20 protein-coding genes and 1 tRNA gene are annotated in these 22,662 nt (G+C 68.7%); 5 read left to right on the top strand and 16 right to left on the bottom strand.

Annotated features, from left to right (window positions below):
* The first annotated feature begins 7 nt into the window (after positions 1 to 7).
* Complete coding sequence (locus R4823_RS25095; RefSeq protein WP_087838547.1) at positions 8 to 787, top strand: TIM barrel protein; 780 nt, start codon at positions 8 to 10, stop codon at positions 785 to 787.
* A gap of 18 nt (positions 788 to 805) precedes the next feature.
* Here the strand turns inward: R4823_RS25095 and cobA are convergent, their stop codons facing one another.
* The 9 genes from cobA to R4823_RS25050 all read right to left on the bottom strand — a co-directional run bounded on the left by cobA (position 806) and on the right by R4823_RS25050 (position 12,195).
* The gene (gene cobA, locus R4823_RS25090; protein WP_338616520.1) at positions 806 to 1,552 is read right to left on the bottom strand and encodes a uroporphyrinogen-III C-methyltransferase; all 747 of its coding nucleotides are present in this window, start codon (positions 1,550 to 1,552) and stop codon (positions 806 to 808) included.
* A gap of 24 nt (positions 1,553 to 1,576) precedes the next feature.
* Entirely contained in the window at positions 1,577 to 4,285 is a 2,709-nt protein-coding gene (locus R4823_RS25085; protein WP_338616518.1) for a molybdopterin-dependent oxidoreductase, read from the bottom strand.
* Positions 4,286 to 4,300: 15 nt separating this feature from the next.
* Positions 4,301 to 4,627, bottom strand: a complete 327-nt coding sequence (nirD, locus tag R4823_RS25080) for a nitrite reductase small subunit NirD (RefSeq protein ID WP_207958696.1) — start codon at positions 4,625 to 4,627, stop codon at positions 4,301 to 4,303.
* Positions 4,627 to 7,071 carry a nitrite reductase large subunit NirB gene (nirB, locus tag R4823_RS25075; RefSeq protein ID WP_338619229.1) on the bottom strand — a complete coding sequence of 815 codons (2,445 nt, stop codon included), beginning with the start codon at positions 7,069 to 7,071 and terminating at the stop codon, positions 4,627 to 4,629. The genes nirD and nirB overlap by 1 nt, the downstream gene beginning before the upstream one ends.
* A gap of 320 nt (positions 7,072 to 7,391) precedes the next feature.
* Positions 7,392 to 8,552 (bottom strand): CmpA/NrtA family ABC transporter substrate-binding protein, encoded by a 1,161-nt coding sequence (locus R4823_RS25070; RefSeq protein WP_279815917.1) that lies wholly within the window; start codon positions 8,550 to 8,552, stop codon positions 7,392 to 7,394.
* 14 nt (positions 8,553 to 8,566) lie between these two features.
* Entirely contained in the window at positions 8,567 to 9,145 is a 579-nt protein-coding gene (locus R4823_RS25065; protein WP_087838542.1) for an ANTAR domain-containing protein, read from the bottom strand.
* A 10-nt stretch (positions 9,146 to 9,155) separates the two neighbouring features.
* Entirely contained in the window at positions 9,156 to 9,956 is an 801-nt protein-coding gene (locus R4823_RS25060; RefSeq protein WP_338616517.1) for an ABC transporter ATP-binding protein, read from the bottom strand.
* A gap of 18 nt (positions 9,957 to 9,974) precedes the next feature.
* Positions 9,975 to 10,949 carry a nitrate ABC transporter permease gene (gene ntrB / locus R4823_RS25055; RefSeq protein WP_338616516.1) on the bottom strand — a complete coding sequence of 325 codons (975 nt, stop codon included), beginning with the start codon at positions 10,947 to 10,949 and terminating at the stop codon, positions 9,975 to 9,977.
* Positions 10,918 to 12,195: a CmpA/NrtA family ABC transporter substrate-binding protein gene (locus R4823_RS25050; RefSeq protein WP_338616513.1), complete on the bottom strand. Its 1,278-nt coding sequence runs from the start codon at positions 12,193 to 12,195 to the stop codon at positions 10,918 to 10,920. The genes ntrB and R4823_RS25050 overlap by 32 nt, the downstream gene beginning before the upstream one ends.
* A 372-nt stretch (positions 12,196 to 12,567) precedes the next feature.
* On the opposite strand from R4823_RS25050, the gene R4823_RS25045 reads away from it, so the two are divergent.
* Positions 12,568 to 14,784: a TonB-dependent receptor gene (locus R4823_RS25045; protein ID WP_087838539.1), complete on the top strand. Its 2,217-nt coding sequence runs from the start codon at positions 12,568 to 12,570 to the stop codon at positions 14,782 to 14,784.
* 67 nt (positions 14,785 to 14,851) lie between these two features.
* Positions 14,852 to 16,069, top strand: a complete 1,218-nt coding sequence (locus R4823_RS25040; RefSeq protein WP_338616510.1) for a multidrug effflux MFS transporter — start codon at positions 14,852 to 14,854, stop codon at positions 16,067 to 16,069.
* Here R4823_RS25040 and R4823_RS25035 read toward each other — a convergent pair whose 3' ends face one another.
* The 6 genes from R4823_RS25035 to hemA are packed head-to-tail and all read right to left on the bottom strand — an operon-like array spanning position 16,070 to position 20,546.
* The gene (locus R4823_RS25035; RefSeq protein WP_087838537.1) at positions 16,070 to 16,459 is read right to left on the bottom strand and encodes a hypothetical protein; all 390 of its coding nucleotides are present in this window, start codon (positions 16,457 to 16,459) and stop codon (positions 16,070 to 16,072) included.
* Positions 16,456 to 16,974: a nucleoside 2-deoxyribosyltransferase gene (locus R4823_RS25030; RefSeq protein ID WP_338616508.1), complete on the bottom strand. Its 519-nt coding sequence runs from the start codon at positions 16,972 to 16,974 to the stop codon at positions 16,456 to 16,458. The genes R4823_RS25035 and R4823_RS25030 overlap by 4 nt, the downstream gene beginning before the upstream one ends.
* Before the next feature lie 17 nt (positions 16,975 to 16,991).
* Positions 16,992 to 17,318: a Grx4 family monothiol glutaredoxin gene (gene grxD / locus R4823_RS25025; protein ID WP_087838535.1), complete on the bottom strand. Its 327-nt coding sequence runs from the start codon at positions 17,316 to 17,318 to the stop codon at positions 16,992 to 16,994.
* A gap of 37 nt (positions 17,319 to 17,355) precedes the next feature.
* A complete protein-coding gene (gene prmC, locus R4823_RS25020) occupies positions 17,356 to 18,177 on the bottom strand; it encodes a peptide chain release factor N(5)-glutamine methyltransferase (RefSeq protein ID WP_338616506.1) in 822 nt (273 codons plus the stop codon).
* Positions 18,178 to 18,182: 5 nt separating this feature from the next.
* On the bottom strand, positions 18,183 to 19,262 hold the full coding sequence (prfA, locus tag R4823_RS25015) for a peptide chain release factor 1 (protein ID WP_087838533.1): 1,080 nt from the start codon (positions 19,260 to 19,262) through the stop codon (positions 18,183 to 18,185).
* Positions 19,263 to 19,268: 6 nt separating this feature from the next.
* Complete coding sequence (hemA, locus tag R4823_RS25010) at positions 19,269 to 20,546, bottom strand: glutamyl-tRNA reductase (RefSeq protein WP_338616505.1); 1,278 nt, start codon at positions 20,544 to 20,546, stop codon at positions 19,269 to 19,271.
* A 201-nt stretch (positions 20,547 to 20,747) separates the two neighbouring features.
* Here hemA and R4823_RS25005 point away from each other — a divergent pair.
* Together R4823_RS25005 and R4823_RS25000 are read left to right on the top strand one after the other, a co-directional pair.
* Positions 20,748 to 20,823 (top strand) — tRNA-Phe (locus tag R4823_RS25005).
* A 195-nt stretch (positions 20,824 to 21,018) separates the two neighbouring features.
* Complete coding sequence (locus tag R4823_RS25000; protein ID WP_338616504.1) at positions 21,019 to 22,293, top strand: integrase arm-type DNA-binding domain-containing protein; 1,275 nt, start codon at positions 21,019 to 21,021, stop codon at positions 22,291 to 22,293.
* Here the strand turns inward: R4823_RS25000 and R4823_RS24995 are convergent.
* Positions 22,233 to 22,562 carry a transcriptional regulator gene (locus R4823_RS24995; protein ID WP_338616503.1) on the bottom strand — a complete coding sequence of 110 codons (330 nt, stop codon included), beginning with the start codon at positions 22,560 to 22,562 and terminating at the stop codon, positions 22,233 to 22,235. The genes R4823_RS25000 and R4823_RS24995 overlap by 61 nt on opposite strands.
* Positions 22,563 to 22,662: the final 100 nt, after the last annotated feature.

Genomic DNA, 22,662 nt, shown 5'->3' with positions numbered 1-22,662 from the left:
TCCCGCCATGATCCGATTCTCGGCCAACCTGTCCATGCTCTTCCTCGAGGTGCCCGAACTGGAGCGGCCGGCGGCCGCCCGCCGGGCCGGCTTCGACGCCGTCGAGGTCCAGTTTCCCTACGACCACGAGGCCGCGCGGTGGCGCGACGCGCTTCACGCGGCGGGGGTCGAGCTGGCGCTGTGCAACGTGCCGGCGGGCGATCTGATGGCGGGCGGACAGGGCCTGGCGGCGGTGCCGGGAAGGGAGGCCGCCTTTCGCGAGGCGGTGGCGCAGGCCGCCAAGGTTGCGCAGGTGCTGCGGCCCCGCAACGTCAACGTGTTGGCGGGTTGCCCCGGGCCCGAGCACGATCGCGAGCGCTGCCTGGATACGCTGGCCGGCAACCTGGCCCACGCCGCCCAGGTCCTGGGCGACCTGGGCATGGGCGTGGTGACCGAGGCGGTCAATACCGTGGACCGTCCACGCTACCTGATCGACACCACGCGGGCCGCGCTCGACGTCATCGATCGCGCGGGGCATCCCAACCTGCGCATCCAGTACGACCTCTACCATATGCAGATCATGGAGGGCGACCTGATCCGCAGCCTGCGCACCCACTGTGCGCGCATCGGCCACATCCAGTTCGCCGACACGCCGGGGCGCCACGAGCCGGGGACCGGCGAAATCCATTTCCCCAACGTGTTCGCCGCGCTGGACGAGCTGCCCTACGACGGCTTCGTCGGCGCCGAGTACGTGCCCACGGGCCGGACCGAGGACACCCTGGCATGGATGGCGGGGCGCCGCCGCTGACGCTGCGGCGATGTCCGGTCAGGCGCTGTGGCGCATGGCCGGCGCGGCATGCGCGCGGGCCAGGCCGATCGCGTCTCCCACGAGGATGATCGCGGGGCTGCCCAGCCCCGCCCCGCGCGCATCGTCCGCCAGCTGGCCCAGCCGGGTCGCCAGCCTTGTTTCGCGCGGTGTCGAGGCCCACTGCACCACCGCGGCCGGGGTGGAGGCGGGCAGGTGCGCCAGCAGGCCGGCCTGCACTTGCTCGATACGCTGCATGCCCATGTAGATGACCAGCGTGGTGCGGCTGCGCGCCAGCGCCTGCCAGTCCGGCTGCGCGCCGTCCTGGGTATGGGCGGTGACGAAGCTGACCCCGTGGCAGTGATTCCGGTGGGTGAGCGAGATGCCCAGCGCCGCGGCGGCCGCCATGCCGGCGCTGATGCCATTGATCAGCTCCACTTCGATGCCGGCGGCTTCCAGGAAGGCGATTTCTTCGCCCGCGCGTCCGAACATCAAGGCTTCGCCACCCTTGACGCGCACCACGGTCCTGCCTTGCAGCGCGTAGCGGCGCATCAGCCGCTGGATGAAGGGCTGGGGCGTGGAACGGCAGCCGCCGCGCTTGCCCACCCGCAGCACCCGCGCCCGGGGAGCGAGTTCGGCGATGTCGGGCGGCACCAGTTCGTCCAGCAGCAGCACGTCCGCCGACAGCAGGGCGCGGACCGCCTTGCGTGTCAGCAGGTCCGGGTCGCCCGGGCCGGCGCCCATCAGAATCACTCGTCCTGGCTTCATGTCATCGTCCTTGTCGAGGCGGCGTCATGCCGACATCCGCGAGGCCCCGCACAGGCGGGACAGTTCCGGAACGCAGGACCCGCACACGGTCCCGCACCCCAAGGTGGCTTTCAGCGCCGCGACGTCGGCCCCGCGCGCGATGGCGGCGGCGATGGCCGATTCGGGCACGCCCTTGCATTGGCAGACCGTGCGGTCCCGCGCGGGGGCGCCGCCTTCGGGCGTGAAGACGCGCAGGCGCGAGCCGCTCCACGGCTCGGCGGACAGCAGGCGTTCGATCAGCGGTTCGGCATGGCCGGCGTCGCCGGCCAGCAGGAAGGCGCGCAGCCGTTCCGCCTCCCAGCGCGCGCATTTGCGTACGCCCTGGCCGCGGTCGCGGTATTCCAGGACGTCGGGGCTCGCGCCCATGTCCAGCGCGACGGCCAGCGCGTCCAGCCAGGCTTCATCGGGAGCCGCCATCGCGGCGGTCAGGGTCAGCACGGAGCGCGAGGCGTCGCCGCGCAGGCCCAGCGCGGCGTAGCCACAGGGCGCCAGCAGGGGACGCAGCGCGGCGCGCAGGCGTTGCGTGTCTTCCTGGTCCGTGGCCGCGATCGCCGCACGGATCCGCCATCCCAGCTCCGCCTTCTCGACCCGGACCGCGCTGTGCTTGAGCTCGGGCTGGAAGGACTTGTCGTCCACGGCCGCATTGCAGACCTCGTTGATGCCGCCGCTGTTCAGGAACTGCGCGTTCCAGTGCATGGCCGCGAACAGACTGCCGGGCGGCACGTCCTCCGTCAGCCGCAGCGGCAGCACCATGGCACCGTCGCGGCTGGCCACGCGCACCAGGTCGCCGTCGGCCAGCCCGCGCCGGGATGCGTCGGCCGGGTGCATGTCCAGGGTGGGGTCCGGCGCGTGCGAGAAGGCCTGGGCGATGCGGCCGGTGCGGCTCATGCCGTGCCACTGGTCGCGCAGCCGGCCCGTGGTCAGGTGGAAAGGATGGCGCGCGCTGGTCGCCACCGCCACGGGGCGATAGGGCACGGGCTGGAAGCGCGCGCGGCCGGATGCGGTGGCGTAGCGGCCGTCGGCGTAGCGGCGCGCCAGGCCGGTGGCCTGGCCGGCGGGGAAGGGCCATTGCTGGGGGCCGCGTGTCTCGAGCAACTCGTAGTCCAGTCCGCCGATGTCCAGGTCGCGCCCGCGGGTTAGCGCCCGGTGTTCGTCGAATATCTCGCGCGGCGTCCGGTAGGGGAACAGGTCCGGCGTGCCCGGACGCAGCAGGGCCTGCATGCGCCGCCCGACCTCGGCCACGATGCGCCAGTCGGCGCGCGCCTGGCCGGGCGGCGCCACGGCGGGCCGCACGCGCGAGATGCGGCGTTCCGAGTTGGTGACGGTGCCGTCCTTCTCGCCCCAGCTCGATGCGGGCAGCAATACGTCGGCGTAGGCCACCGTGTCGGTGTCGGCATAGGCTTCCTGCACCACCACCAGCTCGGCCCGGCGCAGCGCGCGCCGCACGGCCGCGAGATCCGGCAGGGAATGGGCGGGGTTGGTGCAGGCTATCCATATCGCCTTGACCTTGCCGGTCTCCAGGGCCTGGAACATGTCGACGGCGGCCAGCCCCGGCCGGTCGGACACGGCATCCACGCCCCAGAACGCGGCCACCTCGGCGCGGTCCGTCTGGCTGGCGATGTCCCGGTGGGCGGCCAGCATGGTCGCCATGCCGCCCACTTCGCGGCCGCCCATGGCGTTGGGCTGGCCCGTCAGCGAAAAGGGGCCGGCGCCGGCGCGGCCGATCTGGCCGGTGGCCAGGTGCAGGTTGATCAGCGCCAGGTTCTTGTCCGTGCCATGGCTGGACTGGTTCAGGCCCATGCAGTACAGCGACAGCGTGGCGGGGCTGCGGGCGAACCATTCGGCCGCCTGGCACAGGTCGCGCTCGCGTATGCCGCACAGCGCCGCGGCCACCGACGGGGGCGTGTCGCGCACCATGCGCTTGACGGCGTCGAAGCCCTCGGTACTGCCGGCGATGTGGTCCGGATCCAGCCAGCCTTCCCAGATCAGGTGGTGCAGCATGCCGTTGAACAGCGCGACGTCGGTACCCGGCTGGATGGGCAGGTGCAGGTCCGCCATCGCCGCGGTGTCGGTGCGCCGCGGGTCCACGACGATCCAGCGCGTGCCGGGCCGAGCCTCGCGCGCGGCTTCCAGCCGGCGGTACAGCACGGGATGGGCGTAGGCCATGTTGCTGCCGGCGATCAGCACCGTGTCCGCGTGGTCCAGGTCCTCGTAGCAGGTGGGCGGTCCGTCGGCGCCCAGCGACAGTTTGTAGCCGGTCACGGCGCTGGACATGCACAGGCGGGAATTGGTGTCGATGTTGTTGGTGCCGACCAGGCCCTTGGCCAGCTTGTTGAAGACGTAGTAGTCCTCGGTCAGCAACTGCCCGGACACGTAGAAGGCCACCGCGTCGGGGCCGTGCCGGCGCACGACGTCGGCCAGCCGGGCGGCCACGTGGTCCAGCGCGGTGTCCCAGTCCACCGGCGCGAGCGGCGCTTCGCGCCGCGGCCGCCACGCCGGGCGCAGCGCGCGGCCGGCATCGCTTTGGGCGGTCTGCGCCAGCGACAGGCCCTTGGAGCACAGCCTGCCGGCATTGGCGGGGTGGTCGGGATCGCCGCGCACGCCCGTGATGCGGCCATCCTCGCTGTCGATCAGGACACCGCAACCCACGCCGCAGTAGCAGCAGGTCGACGCGGTGGTTCGTGGCTCGCCCATGACGTCCTCCCGCCTTCAGTCCAGGCCCAGGTAGACCACGCCTTCGTCCACGCGCACGGGGAAGCGGCGCGCGCATCCCTCGTCGGGCGCCCGGGCGCGGCCGTCCTCCAGCCCGAGCTGCCAGCCGTGCAGCGGGCAGGTCACCGATTCGCCGTGCACGATGCCTTGCGACAGCGGCCCGGCCTTGTGGGGACACCGGTCCAGCAGCGCGAAGACCTTGTCCTGGGCGGTGCGGAACACCGCCAGGTTGCCCTCCGCGCGCTCGACGACGCGGCTGCCCAGGCGCGGGATGTCGTCGACCCGGCACAGGCGTATCCAGGGGTGTGCGTCGTGGGCGCTCATCATGCGATTTCCTCCGAGACCAGTTTCAGGGGGATGTATTCGCGGGCGGCCTTGCCGTCCACCCGTTCGGCCCAGGGGTCGCGCAGGCCCTGCAAGGCATGCAGCAGGCGTTCGTGCAGCGCGCGGCGGCCGGCGGCGTCCTCGACGATCCGGCGCTTGACGTAGTCCAGGCCCACGCGCTCGATGTAGTGCACGGTCCGGTCCAGGTACCAGGCTTCCTCGCGATACAGCTGCAGGAAGGCGCCGGCATATTCCTTGACCTCTTCCGGCGTCCGCACCTTGGCCAGGAACTGCGCCACCTCGGTCTTGATGCCGCCGTTGCCGCCCACGTAGATCTCCCAGCCGCTGTCGACGGCGATCACGCCCACGTCCTTGATGCCCGATTCGGCGCAGTTGCGCGGGCAGCCCGACACCGCCAGCTTGACCTTGTGCGGGCTCCACATGTTGGCCAGCATGGTCTCCAGCTCGATGCCCATCCGCGTGCTGTCCTGCGTGCCGAAGCGGCAGAACTCCATGCCCACGCAGGTCTTCACGGTGCGGATGGACTTGCCGTAGGCATGGCCGGAGTTCATGCCCAGGTCGCGCCAGACGGACACCAGGTCTTCCTTCTTCACGCCCAGCAGGTCGATGCGCTGCCCGCCCGTGACCTTGACCATGGGGATGGCGTATTTGTCGGCCACGTCGGCGATGCGGCGCAGTTCGTCGGGATTGGTCACGCCGCCCTTCATCTGCGGCACCACCGAGAACGTGCCGTCCTTCTGGATGTTGGCGTGCGCGCGCTCGTTGATGAAGCGGCTTTGCGGATCGTCCACCGCCTCGTGGGGCCAGGTCGAGATCAGGTAGTAGTTGATCGCGGGCCGGCAGGTGCTGCAGCCGTTGGGGGTGCGCCAGTCCATGAACTCGTAGACCTGGGCGTGGCTCAGCAGCCGGTGCTCGCGTATGGCCTGGCGCAGCGCGGCGTGGCTGTGGTCGGTACAGCCGCATACCGCCTTGGTCTTGGGCGCTTCCTGGAAATTGGAACCCAGCGTGTTCATCAGGATCTGTTCCACCAGGCCGGTGCACGAGCCGCAGGAACTCGCGGCCTTGGTGTGCTTCTTGACGTCGTCCACGGTGAACAGGCCCTGGTCTTGGATGGCGCGCACGATGGTGCCCTTGCAGACGCCGTTGCAGCCGCACACCTCGTCGGCGTCCTGCATGGCCGCCGCGCGGCTCTGCCCCTGCACGCCGGCGTCGCCCACGCTCGATTCGCCGAACATCAGCCGGTCGCGCAGTTCGCCGATGGCACGGCCCTCGCGCAGCAGCTTGAAGTACCAAGCGCCGTCCACGGTGTCACCGTACAGGCAGGCGCCGACCAGCTTGCCGTCCTTGATGACCAGCCGCTTGTAGACGCCGCCGGCCGGATCGGACAGCACGATGTCCTCGGTGTCGGCGCCGCCGGTGAAGTCGCCGGCCGAGAACAGGTCTATGCCCGTGACCTTGAGCTTGGTCGACAGCACCGAGCCCTTGTACGCGCCATAGCCCAGCTCGGCCAGGTGATTGGCCGCCACCTTGGCCATCTCGAACAGCGGCGCCACCAGGCCATACGCCGTGCCGCGGTGGTTGACGCATTCGCCCACGGCGTAGATGCGCGGATCGAAGGTCTGCAGCACGTCGTTGACGACGACGCCGTTGCGGCAGTGCAGGCCGGCCGCCTCGGCCAGGGCGGTGTTGGGCCGGATGCCCACGGCCATCACCACCAGGTCGGTCTCGATCTCCGAGCCGTCCTTGAAGCGCACGCCGCGCACGCGGCCGGCGTCGTCGCCCAGGATCTCGCTGGTCGAGCGGCCCAGCAGGAAGTCCAGCCCGCGATCGGCCAGCGAGGCCTCCAGCATCTTGCCGGCGGTGCGGTCGAGCTGGCGCTCCAGCAGCCAGTCGCCCAGGTGCACCACGCTCACGTCCATGCCGCGCAGCTTCAGCCCGTTGGCGGCCTCCAGGCCCAGCAGGCCGCCGCCGATGACGACCGCGCGGCGCTGGGTGCGGGCCGCCGCGATCATCTTCTGCGTGTCCTGGATGTCGCGGTAGGTGATGACGCCGTCCAGGTCCCTGCCCGGTATCGGCAGGATGAAGGGATTGGATCCGGTGGCCAGCAGCAGGCGGTCATAGGGCGCCTCGGTGCCGTCGGCGGCCACCACCACGCGGCGGCGCCTGTCGATGCGCGCGACGGGCGTGCCGGTGCGCAAGTCGATGCCGTGTTCCTCGTACCAGGACAGGGGATTGAGCACGATGTCCTGGAAGTCCTGCTCACCGGCCAGGACCGGCGACAACAAGATGCGGTTGTAGTTCGGGTGCGGCTCGGCGCCGAAGACCGTGATGTCGTAGCGGTCGGGCGCCAGCGTCAGCAGCTCTTCCAGCGTGCGTATGCCCGCCATGCCGTTGCCCACCACGACCAGTTTCGATCTGTTCATCATGTTCGACTCGATCAGACTGTTCCGGAAGCGACAACGGCGTCCCGCCGCAGCAGGGCTGCGAGGGGACGCCGTTGTCCGGGGCCGGGCCGCCCAGGGTGCGGGCGCCCGGAAATGCGTGCCGCGCGAGCGGCCGCATCCTGGATTAAGCAAGGGGCGTGCCGGATGGGCGGAAACCCGGTGGCGCCCTGCATGGGCGGGGCTGGACCGGGACGGAAGGCGGGGTTCGCCCGGGCCGCATGCACCGGCCTTGTGCGCTCCGTGCCCACGGCGCACCCCGGCGGGGCGGCCGAGCCCGTTTCCGCGTGCGCGCGGCGCCTTCAGGCCCGGATGTCGAAGCCGCGCGCGTAGCCCGCGGCATGGCCGCCGTCCCAGGTCCGGCCATCCATGAGCCGGCTGGAACGCATGGTGGACGCGGGTACCGCCACGCCCAGCTGCGCGGCCGCCTCGCGGTACAGGTCCAGCCGGTTGATGGACTGCGCGATGCGCAGATAGTCAGGATCCTCGCGCAGCATGCCCCATCGCCGGTACTGCGTGGCCATCCACATGCCGTCCGACAGATACGGATAGTTGGCCTCGCCGTCGGCGAAGAAGCGTATGCCGGGCGCGCTGCCGTCCGCGGCCTTCTCCGGCAGCAGGCGCGCGGCGATCACGTCGCGCGGCGCGTCCACGAAATCGGGCAGCGCCAGCCAGGAGGCCGCCTCTTCCCTGTGGGCGGGGACGTCCAGGTAACGGCAGGCTTCCAGCAAGGCCATGATCAGCGCCCGCGCCGTGTTCGGATGGCGATCGGCGAAGTCGCGCGTGCAGGCCAGCACCTTCTCGGGGTGGTTGGGCCAGACCTCGGACGTCAGCGCGACGGTAAGCCCCTTGCCTTCGCTCTGCGCCAGCGCGTTCCAGGGTTCCCCCACGCAATAGCCGTCCACGTCGCCGCGCCGCAGCGCCTCGGCCATCTGGGGTGGCGGGATGACGGTACTGCGTACGTCATGCAGCGGATGGATGCCGTGCGCGGCCAGCCAGTAGTACAGCAGCATGGCGTGGGAGCCGGTCGGAAAGGTGTGGGCGAAGGTCAGGCGATCGGGCGACCCGTGGATGACGCGGGCCAGCGCCGCGCCGCTGGCCGCCCGGGCGGCCAGCGCGCGCGACAGCGTGATGGCCTGGCCGCCCTGGTTCAGCGACATCAGCATGGCCATGTCGCGCTGCGGCCCGCCCAACCCCAGCTGGATGCCGTATCCCAGTCCATACAGCGCATGCGAGGCATCCAGGTCGCCCGACAGCAACCTGTCGCGCACCGCCGCCCACGAAGGCTGCCGTTGCAGGACGATCTCCAGCCCGTACTTGCGGTCGTAGCCACGCGCCACCGCGATGACCAGCGGCGCGCAATCGGTCAGCGCGATGAAGCCCACGCGCAACTGGGGTTTTTCGGGCGCATCGGACCCCGCGATCACGCGGCCCGCCTGCGGCGCCGGGGGAGAGGAGGACATCGGGGTATCTCCGTTCATGGGCATGGCGGCTCCGACCGCGACAGCAACTGCCGCGCGACGTCGCCCAGCCTGACGCCCTGTTTCATGGCCTGGCCGCGCAGCAGTTCGAATGCCTCGGACTCGCCCAGCCCGTACCGATCCATCAGCCAGCCCTTGGCGCGGTCGATGTCCTTGCGGTCGGCCAACTGTTGCTCGACCTCGGCCAGGCGCCGCCGCAGCTTGTCTTCCTCGTCGAAGCGGGCACAGGCCACCTCGAGGATGGGAACGAGCTTCCCGGGCGCCATGCCGTCGACCACGTAGGTCGTGACACCCGCGCGCACCGCGGCCCGGATGACGGACTGGTCGGCGGCGTCCGAGAACATGACCACCGGCCGAGGCGCCGAGGCGTTCATGACCGCCAGTTGTTCCAGCGTGTCGCGGGTGGGCGATTCGGTATCGATCAGGATCACGTCCGGGCGCTGGGTCTCGACGGCGTGCAGCAGCGCGCGGGCATGCGCGACGTCGGCCAGGATCTCGTAGCCCGCCCGCTGCAAGGCCTCGCGCAGTTCGGCGATGGGCTTGTCGGTGTCGTTGACCAGCAGGACTCGAGGCATGGGAAGACGGTCAGGCCGCCTCGCGCGCGGGGTGGCTTTGCTTGCGGTAAAGGAAGTCGATGACGGCCGTGCGGCACGCATGGTAGTGCTCGTCGTCCGCCAGTTCGACCCGGCTGCGCGGCCGGGGCAGGCGCACGTCCAGGATCTCGCCTATGGTGGCGGCCGGGCCGTTGGTCAGCATCACGATGCGGTCCGACAGCAGCACGGCCTCGTCCACGTCGTGGGTGACCATGATCACCGTGCTGCCCGTCTTGGCCACGATCTCCAGCAGCTCGTCCTGCAGGTGCGCGCGGGTCAGCGCGTCCAGCGCGCCGAATGGCTCGTCCATCAGCAGCACGTCGGGTTCGATCGCCAGCGCGCGGGCGATGCCCACGCGCTGCTTCATGCCGCCCGAGATCTCGTGCGGCAGCTTGTGCTCGGCATGGGCCAGGCCCACCAGTTGCAGCGCGGCCAGCGTACGCTCGCGCAGCCGCGCCTTGCTCTCGGTGGAGCCGAACACCCGTTCCACGCCCAGGTGGATGTTCTTGTAGCAACTCAGCCAGGGCAGCAGCGAGTGGTTCTGGAACACCACCGCGCGCTCGGGGCCCGGGCCATCGATTTCGCGTCCCGCGCAGATCAGCGCGCCGGAAGTCGGGCGCGTCAGGCCCGCCACGAGATTGAGCAGCGTCGACTTGCCGCATCCCGAATGGCCGATCAGCGAGATGAACTCGCCCTTGGCGACGGTCAGGTCGATGTCGCGCAGGGCCACGAAGCTGCCCTTGCGGGTCTTGAAGACCTGGCCCACGTTTTCGATGCTGAGGAACTTGTCCATGGCGATTCCTTGTTCGTGTCAGTCGGCGTAGGTGAAGCGCTTGACCAGTTGCGTCAGCAGGACTTCCAGCACCAGCCCGACGATGCCGATCACGAAGATGGCGATGACGATGTGCTCGACCTTGAGGTTGTTCCATTCGTCCCACAGCCAGAAGCCGATGCCCACGCCACCGGTCAGCATCTCCGCGGCGACGATCACCAGCCAGGCCGTGCTGATGGACAGCCTCACCCCCGTCAGCATGTAGGGCAGCACGGCGGGAAACAGCACGCGCGTCATGACCTTCCATTCGGACAGCTTCAGCACCCGCGCCACGTTCATGTAATCCTGCGGCACGCGCGTCACCCCGACCGCGGTGTTGATGATCATCGGCCAGATGGAGCAGATGAAGATGGCCCAGATGGCGGCCAGGTTGGCCGCCTTGAACAGCAGCAGGCCCAGCGGCAGCCACGCCAGCGGCGAGACCGGGCGCAGCAGGCTGATCAGGGGCGAGACCACCGCGCTGACCGCGGCGAAGCGGCCGATGACGAAGCCGGCCGGGATGCCGACCAGCGCCGCCAGGCCGAAGCCGATGGCCACGCGCCGCAGCGACGACAACAGGTTCCAGCCTATGCCCTGGTCGTTGGGCCCGTTGTCGTAGAAGGGGTCGGAGAACAGCGCCAGCGCCGCCTTGCCCGTCACGGCCGGGGTGGGAATCTCGGGGATGGCGTTGGATACCAGTTGCCAGGCCAGGATCAGCAGCGCGAAGCCCAGGCAGGGGCCCGCCACCGTCTTGACGAGGGTTTCCCAGACGCCCCGCCAGTCGACGCGGGCGAGCAGGGGCGGGCGGGACGGCGCGGCCGGGGTTGGCACGGACGAGGCGGCCGCATGCAGGTCGATGACTTCGGCAACCGGCGGAGCGGCGGCGGGGCCGGGGGAAAGGGTACGGGCCGTGGCGGTCATGGCGGGGCTCCCGGGGCGGCGCTCAGACCGCGTTGATCTTGAAGCCGTCGGCATAGGCGGCGGGATTCTTACCGTCCCAGACGACGCCGTCGACGAGCTTGGACGAACGCATCTCCGACTTGGGCAGCGAGACCCCGGCCGCGCTCGCGGCCTGCTTGTAGACGTCGATGCGATTGACCTGCCGCGCCGTCGCGATATAGTCGGGATGGCTCTTGAGCAGGCCCCAGCGCTTATGCTGGGTCAGGAACCACATGCCGTCCGACAGGTAGGGGAAGTTGGCGGCGCCGTCGTTGAAGAATTTCATCGCGTCGGGGTCGTCCCAGGTCTTGCCCAGGCCGTCCGAGTAGCGCCCCAGCATGCGGTCCAGGATCACGTCCATGTCGGTGTTGACATACGACTTGGCGGCGATGGTCTCGGCCGTCTTGCGGCGGTTGGAGGCCGAGGCGTCGATGAACCTGCCCGCCTCCAGCACCGCCGCCGTCACGGCGCGCGCGGTGTTCGGATAGCGCTGCACGAACTCCGCGGTCGTGCCCAGGACCTTTTCGGGATGGTCGGTCCAGATGCCCTGGGTGGTGGTGGCCGTGAAGCCTATCCTGTCGATGATGGCCCGCGCGTTCCAGGGCTCGCCCACGCAGAAACCGTCCATGTTGCCGACCCGCATGTTCGCCACCATCTGCGGCGGCGGCACGGTGATCACCTTGGCGTCGCGCATGGGATTGATGCCATGGGCGGCCAGCCAGTAATAGATCCACATCGCGTGCGTGCCGGTCGGGAAGGTCTGCGCGAAGGTGTACTCGGCCTTTTCGCTCTTCATCAGCTTGGCCAGCGTGGCGCCGTCGCGCACGCCCTTGTCCTTGAGCTTGCCGGAAAGAGTGATGGCCTGGCCGTTGTTGTTCAGGTTCATCAGCACCGCCATGTCCTTGCGCGGGCCGCCTATGCCCAGCTGCACGCCGTAGACCAGGCCGTACAGCACGTGGGCCAGGTCCAGCTCGCCGTTGACCAGCTTGTCCCGCACGCCGGGCCACGACGCTTCCTTCACCGGCGTGATCTTCACCCCGTACTTCTTGTCCAGCCCGAGCGTGGATGCCATCACCACCGAGGCGCAGTCGGTCAGCGGGATGAAACCGATCTTGACCTCGGCCTTTTCGGGCGCGTCCGAGCCCGCCGCCCAGGCGCCGGCGCGCACCAGCGGATCGACCAGGCTCATGAGGCCCGTGGCGGCGCCGGCTGTCAGCAGCCTGCGCCGTTGCCCATCGGGGGCGGCTGCAGGCGAAGAATCGTGCGAGGGGGTCTGTGTCATCCGGCGCTCCAGGCAAAAAAAAGCGTCCCGCGCGAACAAGGCCGTGCCTGGTCGCCGCGGAACGCCGTTGTTCCTACCGCTGAGTTGTCTACCGGCCCGCATTGGCCGGCACATCCATCAAGCAATAGCCATGCCATCGGCCGTATGCCCGGAAAACCCGCGGATGGCGCCAAGTGCACATCCCAATCTTGTGCAATGCACCAAAGACGTGCCCGGAAACGAGGCGAGCGGACCCGGATTCGACAAATGATGATAAGAATGATTATTATTCGTGGCGTTCAGCTTTATGTAAGTCAGCTTTTTGTCAGGTTCGCCCGAGGCGTTCTGCGGCGCCCGCGCGGATTCCCCCCATCCACCTGGAGAACTTCAAGAATGGCTTTAGCCGCCCGGGGCATTCCTTTCCTGCTGTCCACGTCCCATCTTGCCGTCCTTGCCGCGCTCGCCTCCGGCAAGGTCCTGGCGCAGGAAGCCACGACCGAACTCGCGCCCATCGTCGTGACGGCGACCGGCTACGAGCAGGAAATCAAGAACGCCCCCGCCAGCATCACGGTGATCGGACAGGAGGCCCTGCAGGAGAAGCGCTACAACAACCTGGCGGAAGCCCTGAGCGAGGTCGAAGGGGTGGACGTGCGCGGCAACACCGGCAAGACCGGCGGCCTGAACATCAGCATCCGCGGCCTGCCCAGCGAGTACACGCTGATCCTGATCGACGGCCGGCGCCAGAACGCCGCCGGCGACGTCACGCCAAACGGCTTCGGCGAGACCAGCACCAGCTTCATGCCGCCGCTCTCGGCCATCGAGCGCATCGAAGTCATCCGCGGGCCCATGTCCACGCTCTACGGCTCGGACGCCATGGGCGGGGTGGTCAACATCATCACCAAGAAGGTCGCCACGGCCTGGGGCGGCTCGATCACTTTCGACAAGGGCATCCCGCAGAACAGCGACTTCGGCGACACCTCCAACGCGAATTTCTACGTAAGCGGCCCGCTGGTGCCTGACATGCTGGGCCTGGCCGTGCGCGGCGGCATCTTCAACCGCGGCGCGACCGACATCGACCTGCCCGAGGGTACCGGCAGCATCAGCAAGCGCGGACCGGCGCCGGTGGAATCGCGCATCTACACGGCCGGCGCCAAGCTCACGCTGACGCCGAACAAGCAGCATGATTTCTGGCTGGATGTCGACCGTTCGCGCCAGTGGTACAACAACGACGAAAGCCAGCTCGGCACGCTGGACGACCCGTCCACCAACACCTACAACGGCTACAGCCGCGACCTGCGCTTCAACCGCGACCAGTTGGCCGTCGGCCACACCAGCCGGTTCGAGTTCGGCACGCTGCAATCGAGCCTGATGGTCAACAACACCGAGACGCTGGGCCGCACGGTGCCCAACATCGCCGCCAATTCGCCGCTCGCGGCGGTGCTGGTGCCGGGCGCGCCCCGCAAGCTGGAAACCACCAACGTCGTGCTCGACACCAAGCTGGTCAAGGCCATCGGCGACTCGCACATGCTGACCCTGGGCGGCCAGTACTGGGATGCCGAGATGACGGACAGCCTGGCCACCCAGCGCTACAAGCAGACCACCAAGTCGCTGTTCGCCGAGGACGAATGGCGCCTGCGCGAAGATCTTGCCCTGACCACCGGCGTGCGCTACGACCACCACGACGCCTTCGGCGGCCATTTCAGCCCGCGCGGCTACCTGGTCTGGAACACCACGCCCAACTGGACGGTCAAGGGCGGCGTCAGCCGCGGCTACCGCACGCCTCGCCTGAACCAGCTGCACGACGGCATCAACGGCATCAGCGGCCAGGGCCGCACGCTCACCATCGGCAATCCCAACCTCAAGCCCGAGGTCAGCACCAGCACGGAATTCGGCGTCAACTACGACAACCTGGCCGGCCTGACCGCCAATGCGACGCTGTTCCACAACCGCTTCAAGGACAAGATCTCCGCCGCGGCCAAGGGCATCCCGAACTGCGACTACGCGGCCAACCCCAACCAGCCGGGCTGCATCTCGATCGGCGCGCTGCCCACCCAGGCCGAGTTCGGCCAGCAGGTCAACCTGGAGCAGGCCACCACGCGCGGCCTGGAGCTGGGCACCCGCGTGCCGCTGGCGCCACGCTGGACGCTGGGGCTGAACTACACCTTCACCGACAGCGAAGTGAAGAACGGCGGCGTCTACGGCGGCAAGCTGGCCGACACGCCCAAGCACATGGCCAACGCCAACCTGCGCTGGCAGGCCACCGACAAGTTCGCCATGTGGCTGCGCGCCGAGTTCCGCGGCAAGAGCCGGCGCTTCGACGGCGATCCGGCCGCGCTCACCGGCGACAACCTCCTGGCCCAACAGCAGGTGGGCGACCTGAAGGCCTACTCGCTGCTGCACCTGGGCGGGTCCTACAAGGTCTCGAAGAACGTGACCCTGACCGGCACGGTCTACAACCTGCTGGACAAGGACTTCATGAAATTCAAGTCCTACGTGAACGGCGCCGGCGAGACGGTGTACCTGAACGAGTACATCCATTCCGCGCAATCGACCCGGGGCACCATCCAGCCGGGCCGCACGTTCTGGCTGGCCGCCAACATCACGTTCTGACGCGGGATCCGGTCCGGCCCCCGTCGGGGGCCGGGCCGGCGGGGGCAAAGGCGGTAAACTGCCGGCCATGCGCATACGTCCCGACTCCGCGGCATTCGTCCTGCTTCTGGCCTCATTGTCCGCGCTGCCGGCGCTCTCCACCGACATGGCGCTGCCCGCCCTGGCCGCCATCGGCCTGGACCTGCACGTTCCTCCCTCCAGCGCCGCCCTGACCCTGAGCCTGTTCCTGGTCGGCTTCGCCATCGCGCCGCTGGCCTACGGCCCCCTGGCCGACCGCTACGGCCGCCGCCCCATCGTACTGTTCGGCGGGGTGCTGTTCTCGCTGGCCAGCGCGGCGTGCGCACTGGCGCCCAGCCTGGCTTCGCTGCTGGTCTTCCGGGTGCTGCAAGGGGTGGGGGCGGGCGCCGGCTCGGTCATGTCGCTGACCATCGTGCGCGACCTGTTCCAGGGCCACATCGCGCGCGCCCGCCTGTCGTATGTCGCCAGCATGCGCATCGTCGCGCCCATGATCGCGCCCACGCTGGGCAGCTGGGTCATGTACTTCGCCGGCTGGCGCTCGATCTACGGGGTGATGGCCCTGGCGGGCGTGGCGACGACCCTGGCGGTGTACCTGGGCATGGCCGAGACCCGGCCGGCGGATGCCGCGCCCGTGCGCATCTCGGTGGGCGCGCTGCTGCGCACCTACGCGCGGGTGCTGAGCAATCCCGTCCTGCTGGGCAACACCCTGGTCAACGCGCTGACCTTCGGCTGCCAGTTCGCCTACATCACCGGATCGCCGCTCTTGATGATGCAGCTGCTGGGCATGTCGCCGCAGGCCTTCGGCGCCGTGTTCGCGATGACGGCATTCGGCATCATGGCGGCCTCGCTCATCAACGGCCGCCTGAACGCGCGCGGCATCGCGCCCCACAAGCTCCTGTGGACCGGACTGATCCTGTCGAGCTCGACCAGCGTGCTGCTGGCGGTGCTGGGGTTCGCCGATGCCCTGTCGGCGTGGTCGCTGGTGCCGCTGTTGATGCTGAACACTTTCTCGTTCGGCATGATCGCGCCGAACGCCTCGCACGCGGCGGTGGAACCGCTGCCCGAGGTGGCGGGCGTGGCCTCGGCCGTGGTCAGCTGCGTGATGATGGCGGTGGGCGCGCTGTCGGGATCGCTGGTGACCATGCTGTACGACGGCCACAGCGCGCGGGCCATCACCGGCATCATGGCCGTGTGCACGCTGTCGGCCCTGTCCCTGTATGCGTTCTGGGTGCGGCGGCTGCCCGCGGCCGCCCATCGGCGGGCCTGATCAGCGCAGTACGAAGCCGCCGACCTTGCCGCCCTGCAGGTTCAGCGTGCCCACCAGGTCGTCGCCGCCGTCCTTGAACGTGATCTTCCACAGCGAGAATTCGTAGGACTGCTGCCGGTAGTCGCCCAGGCGCTGCACCTGGTAGCCGGCATGCAGGCGCGGTCCCAGCTGCGTCGCCACGGCATCGAACTGGGCGCGGTCCAGCTTGGCGAAATCGGCGCTGCCCGAGGACACGAATTGCTGGTAGTTGCCGGCTTCGATGGCCGTCAGCAGTGTCTTGAGCATCTGCGTCTCGGTCTCGATGGCGGCCGCGTCGGCGGCATGGCCTTGGGGGGCATGGAGCGCTGCGGCCAGCGCCACGGCCGCGAGCGCGTTGCGCGTGACATTCATGATGACTCCTGGTGGGAGGGAGAGGCCGCATGCGCCGCGGCAATGGCTTGCAGGCAGTCGTCGGGGCCACCCCGGACCAGGGTGACGCTGCAGGCCAGCATCAGGTTCAGGCCCAGTCCGAAATTCTCGACCAGGTGGCCCCCGGCGTCGACCGGACGGCCTTGGGCATCCGTGCCGGTGGCGACGCGCTGCGCCAGCGGCCGCGTATCGTCGGCGTAGGCCCAGACGGGCTTGCCCCGCGCGGCCGCATAGCCGATCTCGAACGCCGTGCCCGAATCCGGCTCCTGGCCACGGAAAGGCGCCAGGTTGGCCATCACCACGTCGGCCCGCTCCAGCAGCGCCAGGTTGGCCCGGTAGATGCCCCGCGCCGCGTCCGGGGACGCGGCGTGCGTAACCGGTTCGTCCAGGGGAAACAGCCCTTCATGGCCGTGCCGGGCGCAGGCGGCCTTCAGCCGTTGGCCATGGGCGCGGGCGTCGGGCCGGAATACGTCCGGCCCGGCCAGGTAGATCCGCATGGCGGGCCGGTTCCGGGTCAGGCCACGACGCCGGCGTCCGTCAGCAACTGCTTCAGTTCGCCGCTTTCGTGCAATTCGGCCAGGATGTCCGAGCCGCCGATGAACTCGCCCTTGATGTAGAGCTGCGGGATGGTGGGCCAGTTGGAATATTCCTTGATGCCCTGGCGGACCGCGTCGTCTTCCAGCACGTTCACGGTGGCCAGCTGGCGCACGCCGTTGGCCTTGAGCAGCTGGATGGCGCGCCCCGAGAAGCCGCATTGCGGAAACTGGGCGGTGCCCTTCATGAACAGCACGACAGGGTTGTCGGTAACGGTCTGCCGGATGAAATCTTGCACGTCGCTCATGGCGATCCTCGTACAGAGTGAAAGGTGATGATGTCGATTATAGGTACCCGCCGGAAATCCGCTCGATGCCCGCCAGGTCGCGGCGGCTTTCGACGTGGGCGAATCCGGCCGCGTGCAGCAAGTCCCGCACCCGGGCGGCCTGGTCCCAGCCATGCTCCATCCAGAGCGCGCAGCCGGGCCTGAGCCAGGCCGGGGCGCCGCGGACGATGGCGCGCAGCGCCTCCAGCCCGTCGGCCCGGTCCGTCAGGGCCAGCGGCGGTTCATGGCGCAGGTCGCCTTGCGACAGGTGCGGATCGGCGGCGGCGATGTAGGGCGGATTGGAGACGATCACGTCATAGGTGGGGGCGGGCGCGGCACCGTTCAAGGCCCCGTACCAGTCTCCCCGGGCGAACGTGACGGCAGCGCCCAGCCGCGAGGCGTTGGCGGCGGCCACCGCCAGTGCCTCGGCGCTCAGGTCCGTGGCCTGGACCGCCGCGTCGGGACGCGCCAGTGCGATCGAGACGGCGATGGCGCCGCTGCCGGTGCCCAGGTCCAGCACACGCGGGGTGGCCCGGCCGCGCAGGTGCTCCAGCGCGGTTTCCACCAGCAGCTCGGTTTCGGGGCGGGGAATCAGCACCGCCGGCGACACCTGGAAATCGTGGCCCATGAACTCGCGCTCGCCCAGCAGATAGGCCATGGGCTCGCCATTGCCGCGCCGCCGCGCCCAGTCCCGGAAGACCGCCGCCCGGTCGTCGGGCAGGGCCTCGTCGTCGTGGGCGATCAGCCACGCACGGCCGACGCCCAGGGCCCGCTCCAGCAGCATGCGGGCCTCCAGCAGCGGCAGGCCGCTGCCGGCGATCAGCTCGCGCGCGGTGGCCATGACGCTCAGTCGTCGCCCAGCGCGGCCAGCAACTCGGCCTGGTGTTCCGAGGCCAGGGCGGAGATCAGTTCCTCCAGGTCGCCGTCCAGCACGTTCTGCAGCTTGTACAGCGTCAGGTTGATGCGGTGGTCGGTCACCCGGCCCTGCGGGAAGTTGTACGTGCGGATGCGCTCGGAACGGTCGCCCGAGCCGACCAGGCTCTTGCGGTGCGCCGCTTCCTTGGCATGGCGCTCGCGCTGTTCCTTGTCCTTGATCCGGGCCGCCAGCACCTTCATCGCCTTGTCGCGGTTGCGGTGCTGCGAACGATCGTCCTGGCATTCGACCACGATGCCCGTGGGCAGGTGGGTGATGCGCACCGCCGAATCGGTCTTGTTGATGTGCTGCCCGCCCGCGCCGCTGGCGCGGAAGGTATCGATGCGCAGGTCGGCCGGATTGATCTGCACCTCGGCCACCTCGTCCGCTTCCGGCATGATCGCCACCGTGCAGGCCGACGTATGGATGCGGCCTTGCGTTTCGGTGGCGGGCACCCGCTGCACGCGATGCCCGCCCGATTCGAACTTGAGCTTGCCGTAGGCGCCGTCGCCCGCGATGCGCGCGATCACTTCCTTGTAGCCGCCCAGTTCCGACTCGCTCATCGACATGATCTCCACCTGCCAGCGATTGCGCTCGGCATAGCGGGTGTACATGCGCAGCAGGTCGCCGGCGAACAGTGCGCTCTCGTCGCCGCCCGTGCCGGCGCGCACTTCCAGGAACAGGCTGCGGTTGTCGTCCGGGTCGCGCGGCAGCAGCAGGATGCGCAGCTCGCCTTCCAGTTCCTCCAGCCGGTCCCGGCCCGCGCGCAGCTCTTCCTCGGCCATGGCCTTCATGTCGGGATCGCCCAGCATCTCCTGGGCCGTCTCGATGTCCGCCTCGGTGCCTTCGTACTGCTTGAAGCCATTGGCAACCGGTTCGATCTCCGAGCGTTCCCGCGACAACTTGCGAAAGGTGTCCATGTCGCTGGCGGTTTCAGGCGCCGCGAGCAACGCGTCCAGTTCGGCAAGGCGTCGAGACAACTGCTCGAGCCGGGCCCGCATCGATGCTTTCATGAAAGGCTAGTGGTTGCGCTCAGAGCGCGACGAGAACAGGCGCGGCAACCAGGCCAGCAGCTGCTGGCGGTCGGCGCCTTCGCTATGGTTGAGGGCGGACAGCGGGCCGTGCAGGTACTTCTGCGTCAGGCCGTGCGCCAATTGTTCCAGGACTTGCTCCGGCGCATCGCCCCGGGCCAGCGCCTTGCGGGCGCGATCCAGCTCCGCCTGCCGCATCGCGTCGGCAGCCTGGTGCAGGTCGCGGATGACCGGCACGATGGTGCGCGTATCCATCCAGTGCATGAAATTCTGCACCCGCGTCTCGATGATGGCCTCGGCCTGCACCACCGCCGCCTTGCGCGCGTCGGAAGCGTTCTGCACCAGCCGGCCCAGGTCGTCCACCGAATACAGGTACACGTCGTCCAGCCGGCCGACCTCGGGTTCGATGTCGCGCGGCACCGCCAGATCGATCATTACCATCGGCCGGTGGCGGCGCGTCTTGGTGGCGCGCTCCACCATGCCCAGCCCCAGGATGGGCAGCGAACTGGCCGTGCTGGACACCACCACGTCGAAATCCGCCAGCTTCTCGGGCAGCTCCGACAGCCGCATCGCGCCGGCCGCGAACTTCGAGGCCAGCGTCTCGGCCCGTTCCACCGTGCGATTGGCCACCACCATCTTCTTCGGATGATGCGCGGCCAGGTGCGTCGCACAGAGCTCGATCATCTCGCCCGCGCCGATCAGCAGCACATTGACCTCGGCCAGATCGCCGAACACCCGCTCGGCCAGCCGCGCCGCGGCCGCGGCCATCGACACCGACTGCGCGCCGATCGCGGTTTGCGAACGGACTTCCTTGGCCACCGAGAACGTGCGCTGGAACAACTGGTGCAACAGCGTGCCCATCGCCCCGGCTTCCTCGGCGGCGCGCACGGCGTCCTTCATCTGCCCGAGGATTTGCGGCTCGCCCAGCACCATCGAATCCAGCCCGCTGGCCACGCGGAACGCGTGCCGGACGGCGTCGTGCTGGATATGGCGATAAAGATGGGGCTGCAGCGACCGGTTGTCGAACTGACGATAGTCCGCCAGCCAGGCCGGCAACTGCTCGGCCACCCCCGGTTCGGCCGCACAATAGATCTCGGTGCGATTACAGGTGGACAGGATGGCCGCCTCGCGCACCGCGCCCCCGAACGCCGACCGCAGCCCCGCCAGCGCCGGGCGAACCAGCTCCAGCGGTAGCGACACCCGTTCCCGCACCGAGACCGGGGCGGAAACGTGATTCAGGCCAAATGTAAGGACGTCGACGGACATGGGACAGGAAAAAGGGCCCGGATGAGGAGGGCCACCCGCCATTATAAAGGGTCGGGGCGGGGGAGGGTGCGACGGGCGGTCGCATAGGGCCGAGCGCTTTGCCAAGCGGGAAAAAAGTGTGTAATATCCTGCGTTCTTTACGGGACGCGCTTAATTTCGCGTAGCCGTAAAGCGTTTCGTTGCAGCGCTCGTTGCGACACTGGCCTGGTAGCTCAGTTGGTAGAGCAGCGGATTGAAAATCCGCGTGTCGGTGGTTCGATTCCGCCCCAGGCCACCAAGAATATGCCCAGCAATGCCAAGCGTTGCCCTGAAACCCGCATGAAACCTAGCTCTGCGGGTTTTTTTACGTCTAAAGTTTGCCCAGCAATGCCCAGGGACAGCAAGCGGATGTGATGGTATTTCAGTTGGTATCTGGTCAAATGTGTCGTAAAAGCTGAAAAAGTACCAGCAATTCGACGCGGAGGGACCAGGGATGGCGGGGCTCGCAAAACTCACCGACACACAATGCCGGCAGGCTAAGCCGGCGGCCAAGGACAGGAAGCTCGCCGATGGCGGCGGCCTGATCCTGCTCATCAGACCAGACAGCGGCCGGTACTGGCGCTACAACTACCGCTTCCACGCCAAGCAGAAGACGATGGCGCTCGGGGTCTATCCCGAGGTGAGCCTGAGCGCTGCGCGCGAGCTGCACCAGAAGGCCCGCGCGCAGCTGGCCGCCGGCGTCGACCCCATGCAGGACCGCAAGGTCGAAAGGGTGAAGGCGGCGCTGTCGACGTCCCGCACCTTCGAGCCGATCGCGCTCGAATACCTCGAGAAGAAAAAGCTGGTGTGGGCGCCCTCGCATTACTCGAAGGTCGAGGCACGCCTGAAAAACGACGTGTTTCCCTGGCTCGGCAAGCGACCCATGGAAGCCATCAGCGAACTCGAAGTGCTGGCCGTGCTGAATCGGATCGAGGGCAGGGGCGTCATCGAAACCGCGCACCGCGCGCGCGAGAATATCGGTCAGGTGTTCCGGTATGGCATCCAGACTGGAAAGTGCCGCCACGATCCGACCGTGAGCCTGCGCGGGGCGCTGACGACCACCCGGGCCAAGCACATGGCCGCGATCACCGATCCGGCCCAGTTCGCCGATCTGCTACGGGCGATGTACGAGTACCGCGGCGAACTGACGACGCGGTGCCTACTGCGGCTCTCGGCCCTGCTGTTTCAGCGTCCGAACGAACAGCGCCTGGCCGGGTGGGCAGAGATGGACATGCAGGGGCGCAACTGGGGTGCGCCGATGTGGGAGATCCCGTCGCAGCGCGAGGGGCAACAGGGCGACACGAAGATCAGCCTGACAGGCTGGGAGTCGCACCTGGTGCCGCTGCCGCGCCAAGCGGTCTCGATCCTCGAGCAGCTCGAGCCGCTGACCGGCCCCAGCGGCATGGTGTTCCAGTCCAGCATCAAACCCTACCAGCCGATCTCCAATGCCACCGCGATGGGGGCAATCAAGCGGCTGGGGTTCAAGGGCCAGATGACCGTCCACGGCTTCCGAGCCTCGGCGCGCACCATGGCCCGGGAGCGGCTGGGGACCGACCGAGATCTGCTCGAGCTGCAGATCAGCCACAAGGTGACCGACTCGCTGGGCCGAGCCTACAACCGTGAAACTTGGCTGCAGGAGCGAGTCGATTTCATGCAGGAGTGGGCCGACTACCTCGACAAGCTGGTGAAGGGCACCAAGGTGATGCCCTTGGTGCGGCCCGCAGCCTGATTGCCCTCATCGGTCGCGGCCTGGACCCGATACTGGTCCGGCGCGGCCAGCCACCGCAGCACTTCCTTCCCGGGATATACCGTGGCCCGCAGCCCCAGCCGCTTCGGTTGGGGCGCTCTTCCTTCCTTCACCCGCAGCCGCCACGTCTCGCGCGAGAACGGGACCAGGTGCTCGAAGTCCCCCCACCTGTATTGCCCCTCCGGTTCGATCCGGCGCGGCTCAGAACGTCTGCGCGCCTTCGCCGCCTGCTTCGTGTCGACGCGCTTCATGTCCACCCCCCTGCTTTCACGGCTGAAAAGGGGACCACAGGCAGAACAACTCGTGGATTCGTGGATCGGGCTGTTGATCGATATAAGTTATTGATTTCAA

Origin of the sequence: Pigmentiphaga sp. CHJ604 (assembly GCF_036972535.1) — a bacterium.
Lineage (GTDB): Bacteria > Pseudomonadota > Gammaproteobacteria > Burkholderiales > Burkholderiaceae_B > Pigmentiphaga > Pigmentiphaga daeguensis.
The sequence above is the reverse complement of the archived record's forward strand: the minus strand, read 5'-3'. Positions and strand labels throughout refer to the sequence as shown.

Coding starts and splice junctions, on each gene's coding strand:
- R4823_RS25085 (WP_338616518.1), bottom strand. CDS start 4,285: ATGGGCGAGCCACGAACCACCGCGTCGACCTGCTGCTACTGCGGCGTG.
- prmC (WP_338616506.1), bottom strand. CDS start 18,177: ATGGCCACCGCGCGCGAGCTGATCGCCGGCAGCGGCCTGCCGCTGCTG.
- nirD (WP_207958696.1), bottom strand. CDS start 4,627: ATGAGCGCCCACGACGCACACCCCTGGATACGCCTGTGCCGGGTCGAC.
- prfA (WP_087838533.1), bottom strand. CDS start 19,262: ATGAAAGCATCGATGCGGGCCCGGCTCGAGCAGTTGTCTCGACGCCTT.
- nirB (WP_338619229.1), bottom strand. CDS start 7,071: ATGAACAGATCGAAACTGGTCGTGGTGGGCAACGGCATGGCGGGCATA.
- R4823_RS25070 (WP_279815917.1), bottom strand. CDS start 8,552: ATGTCCTCCTCTCCCCCGGCGCCGCAGGCGGGCCGCGTGATCGCGGGG.
- R4823_RS25035 (WP_087838537.1), bottom strand. CDS start 16,459: ATGAATGTCACGCGCAACGCGCTCGCGGCCGTGGCGCTGGCCGCAGCG.
- R4823_RS25065 (WP_087838542.1), bottom strand. CDS start 9,145: ATGCCTCGAGTCCTGCTGGTCAACGACACCGACAAGCCCATCGCCGAA.
- cobA (WP_338616520.1), bottom strand. CDS start 1,552: ATGAAGCCAGGACGAGTGATTCTGATGGGCGCCGGCCCGGGCGACCCG.
- R4823_RS25060 (WP_338616517.1), bottom strand. CDS start 9,956: ATGGACAAGTTCCTCAGCATCGAAAACGTGGGCCAGGTCTTCAAGACC.
- R4823_RS25050 (WP_338616513.1), bottom strand. CDS start 12,195: ATGACACAGACCCCCTCGCACGATTCTTCGCCTGCAGCCGCCCCCGAT.
- R4823_RS25095 (WP_087838547.1), top strand. CDS start 8: ATGATCCGATTCTCGGCCAACCTGTCCATGCTCTTCCTCGAGGTGCCC.
- hemA (WP_338616505.1), bottom strand. CDS start 20,546: ATGTCCGTCGACGTCCTTACATTTGGCCTGAATCACGTTTCCGCCCCG.
- R4823_RS25030 (WP_338616508.1), bottom strand. CDS start 16,974: ATGCGGATCTACCTGGCCGGGCCGGACGTATTCCGGCCCGACGCCCGC.
- R4823_RS25045 (WP_087838539.1), top strand. CDS start 12,568: ATGGCTTTAGCCGCCCGGGGCATTCCTTTCCTGCTGTCCACGTCCCAT.
- grxD (WP_087838535.1), bottom strand. CDS start 17,318: ATGAGCGACGTGCAAGATTTCATCCGGCAGACCGTTACCGACAACCCT.
- R4823_RS25040 (WP_338616510.1), top strand. CDS start 14,852: ATGCGCATACGTCCCGACTCCGCGGCATTCGTCCTGCTTCTGGCCTCA.
- R4823_RS25000 (WP_338616504.1), top strand. CDS start 21,019: ATGGCGGGGCTCGCAAAACTCACCGACACACAATGCCGGCAGGCTAAG.
- R4823_RS24995 (WP_338616503.1), bottom strand. CDS start 22,562: ATGAAGCGCGTCGACACGAAGCAGGCGGCGAAGGCGCGCAGACGTTCT.
- ntrB (WP_338616516.1), bottom strand. CDS start 10,949: ATGCCGACGGCTTCAAGATCAACGCGGTCTGAGCGCCGCCCCGGGAGC.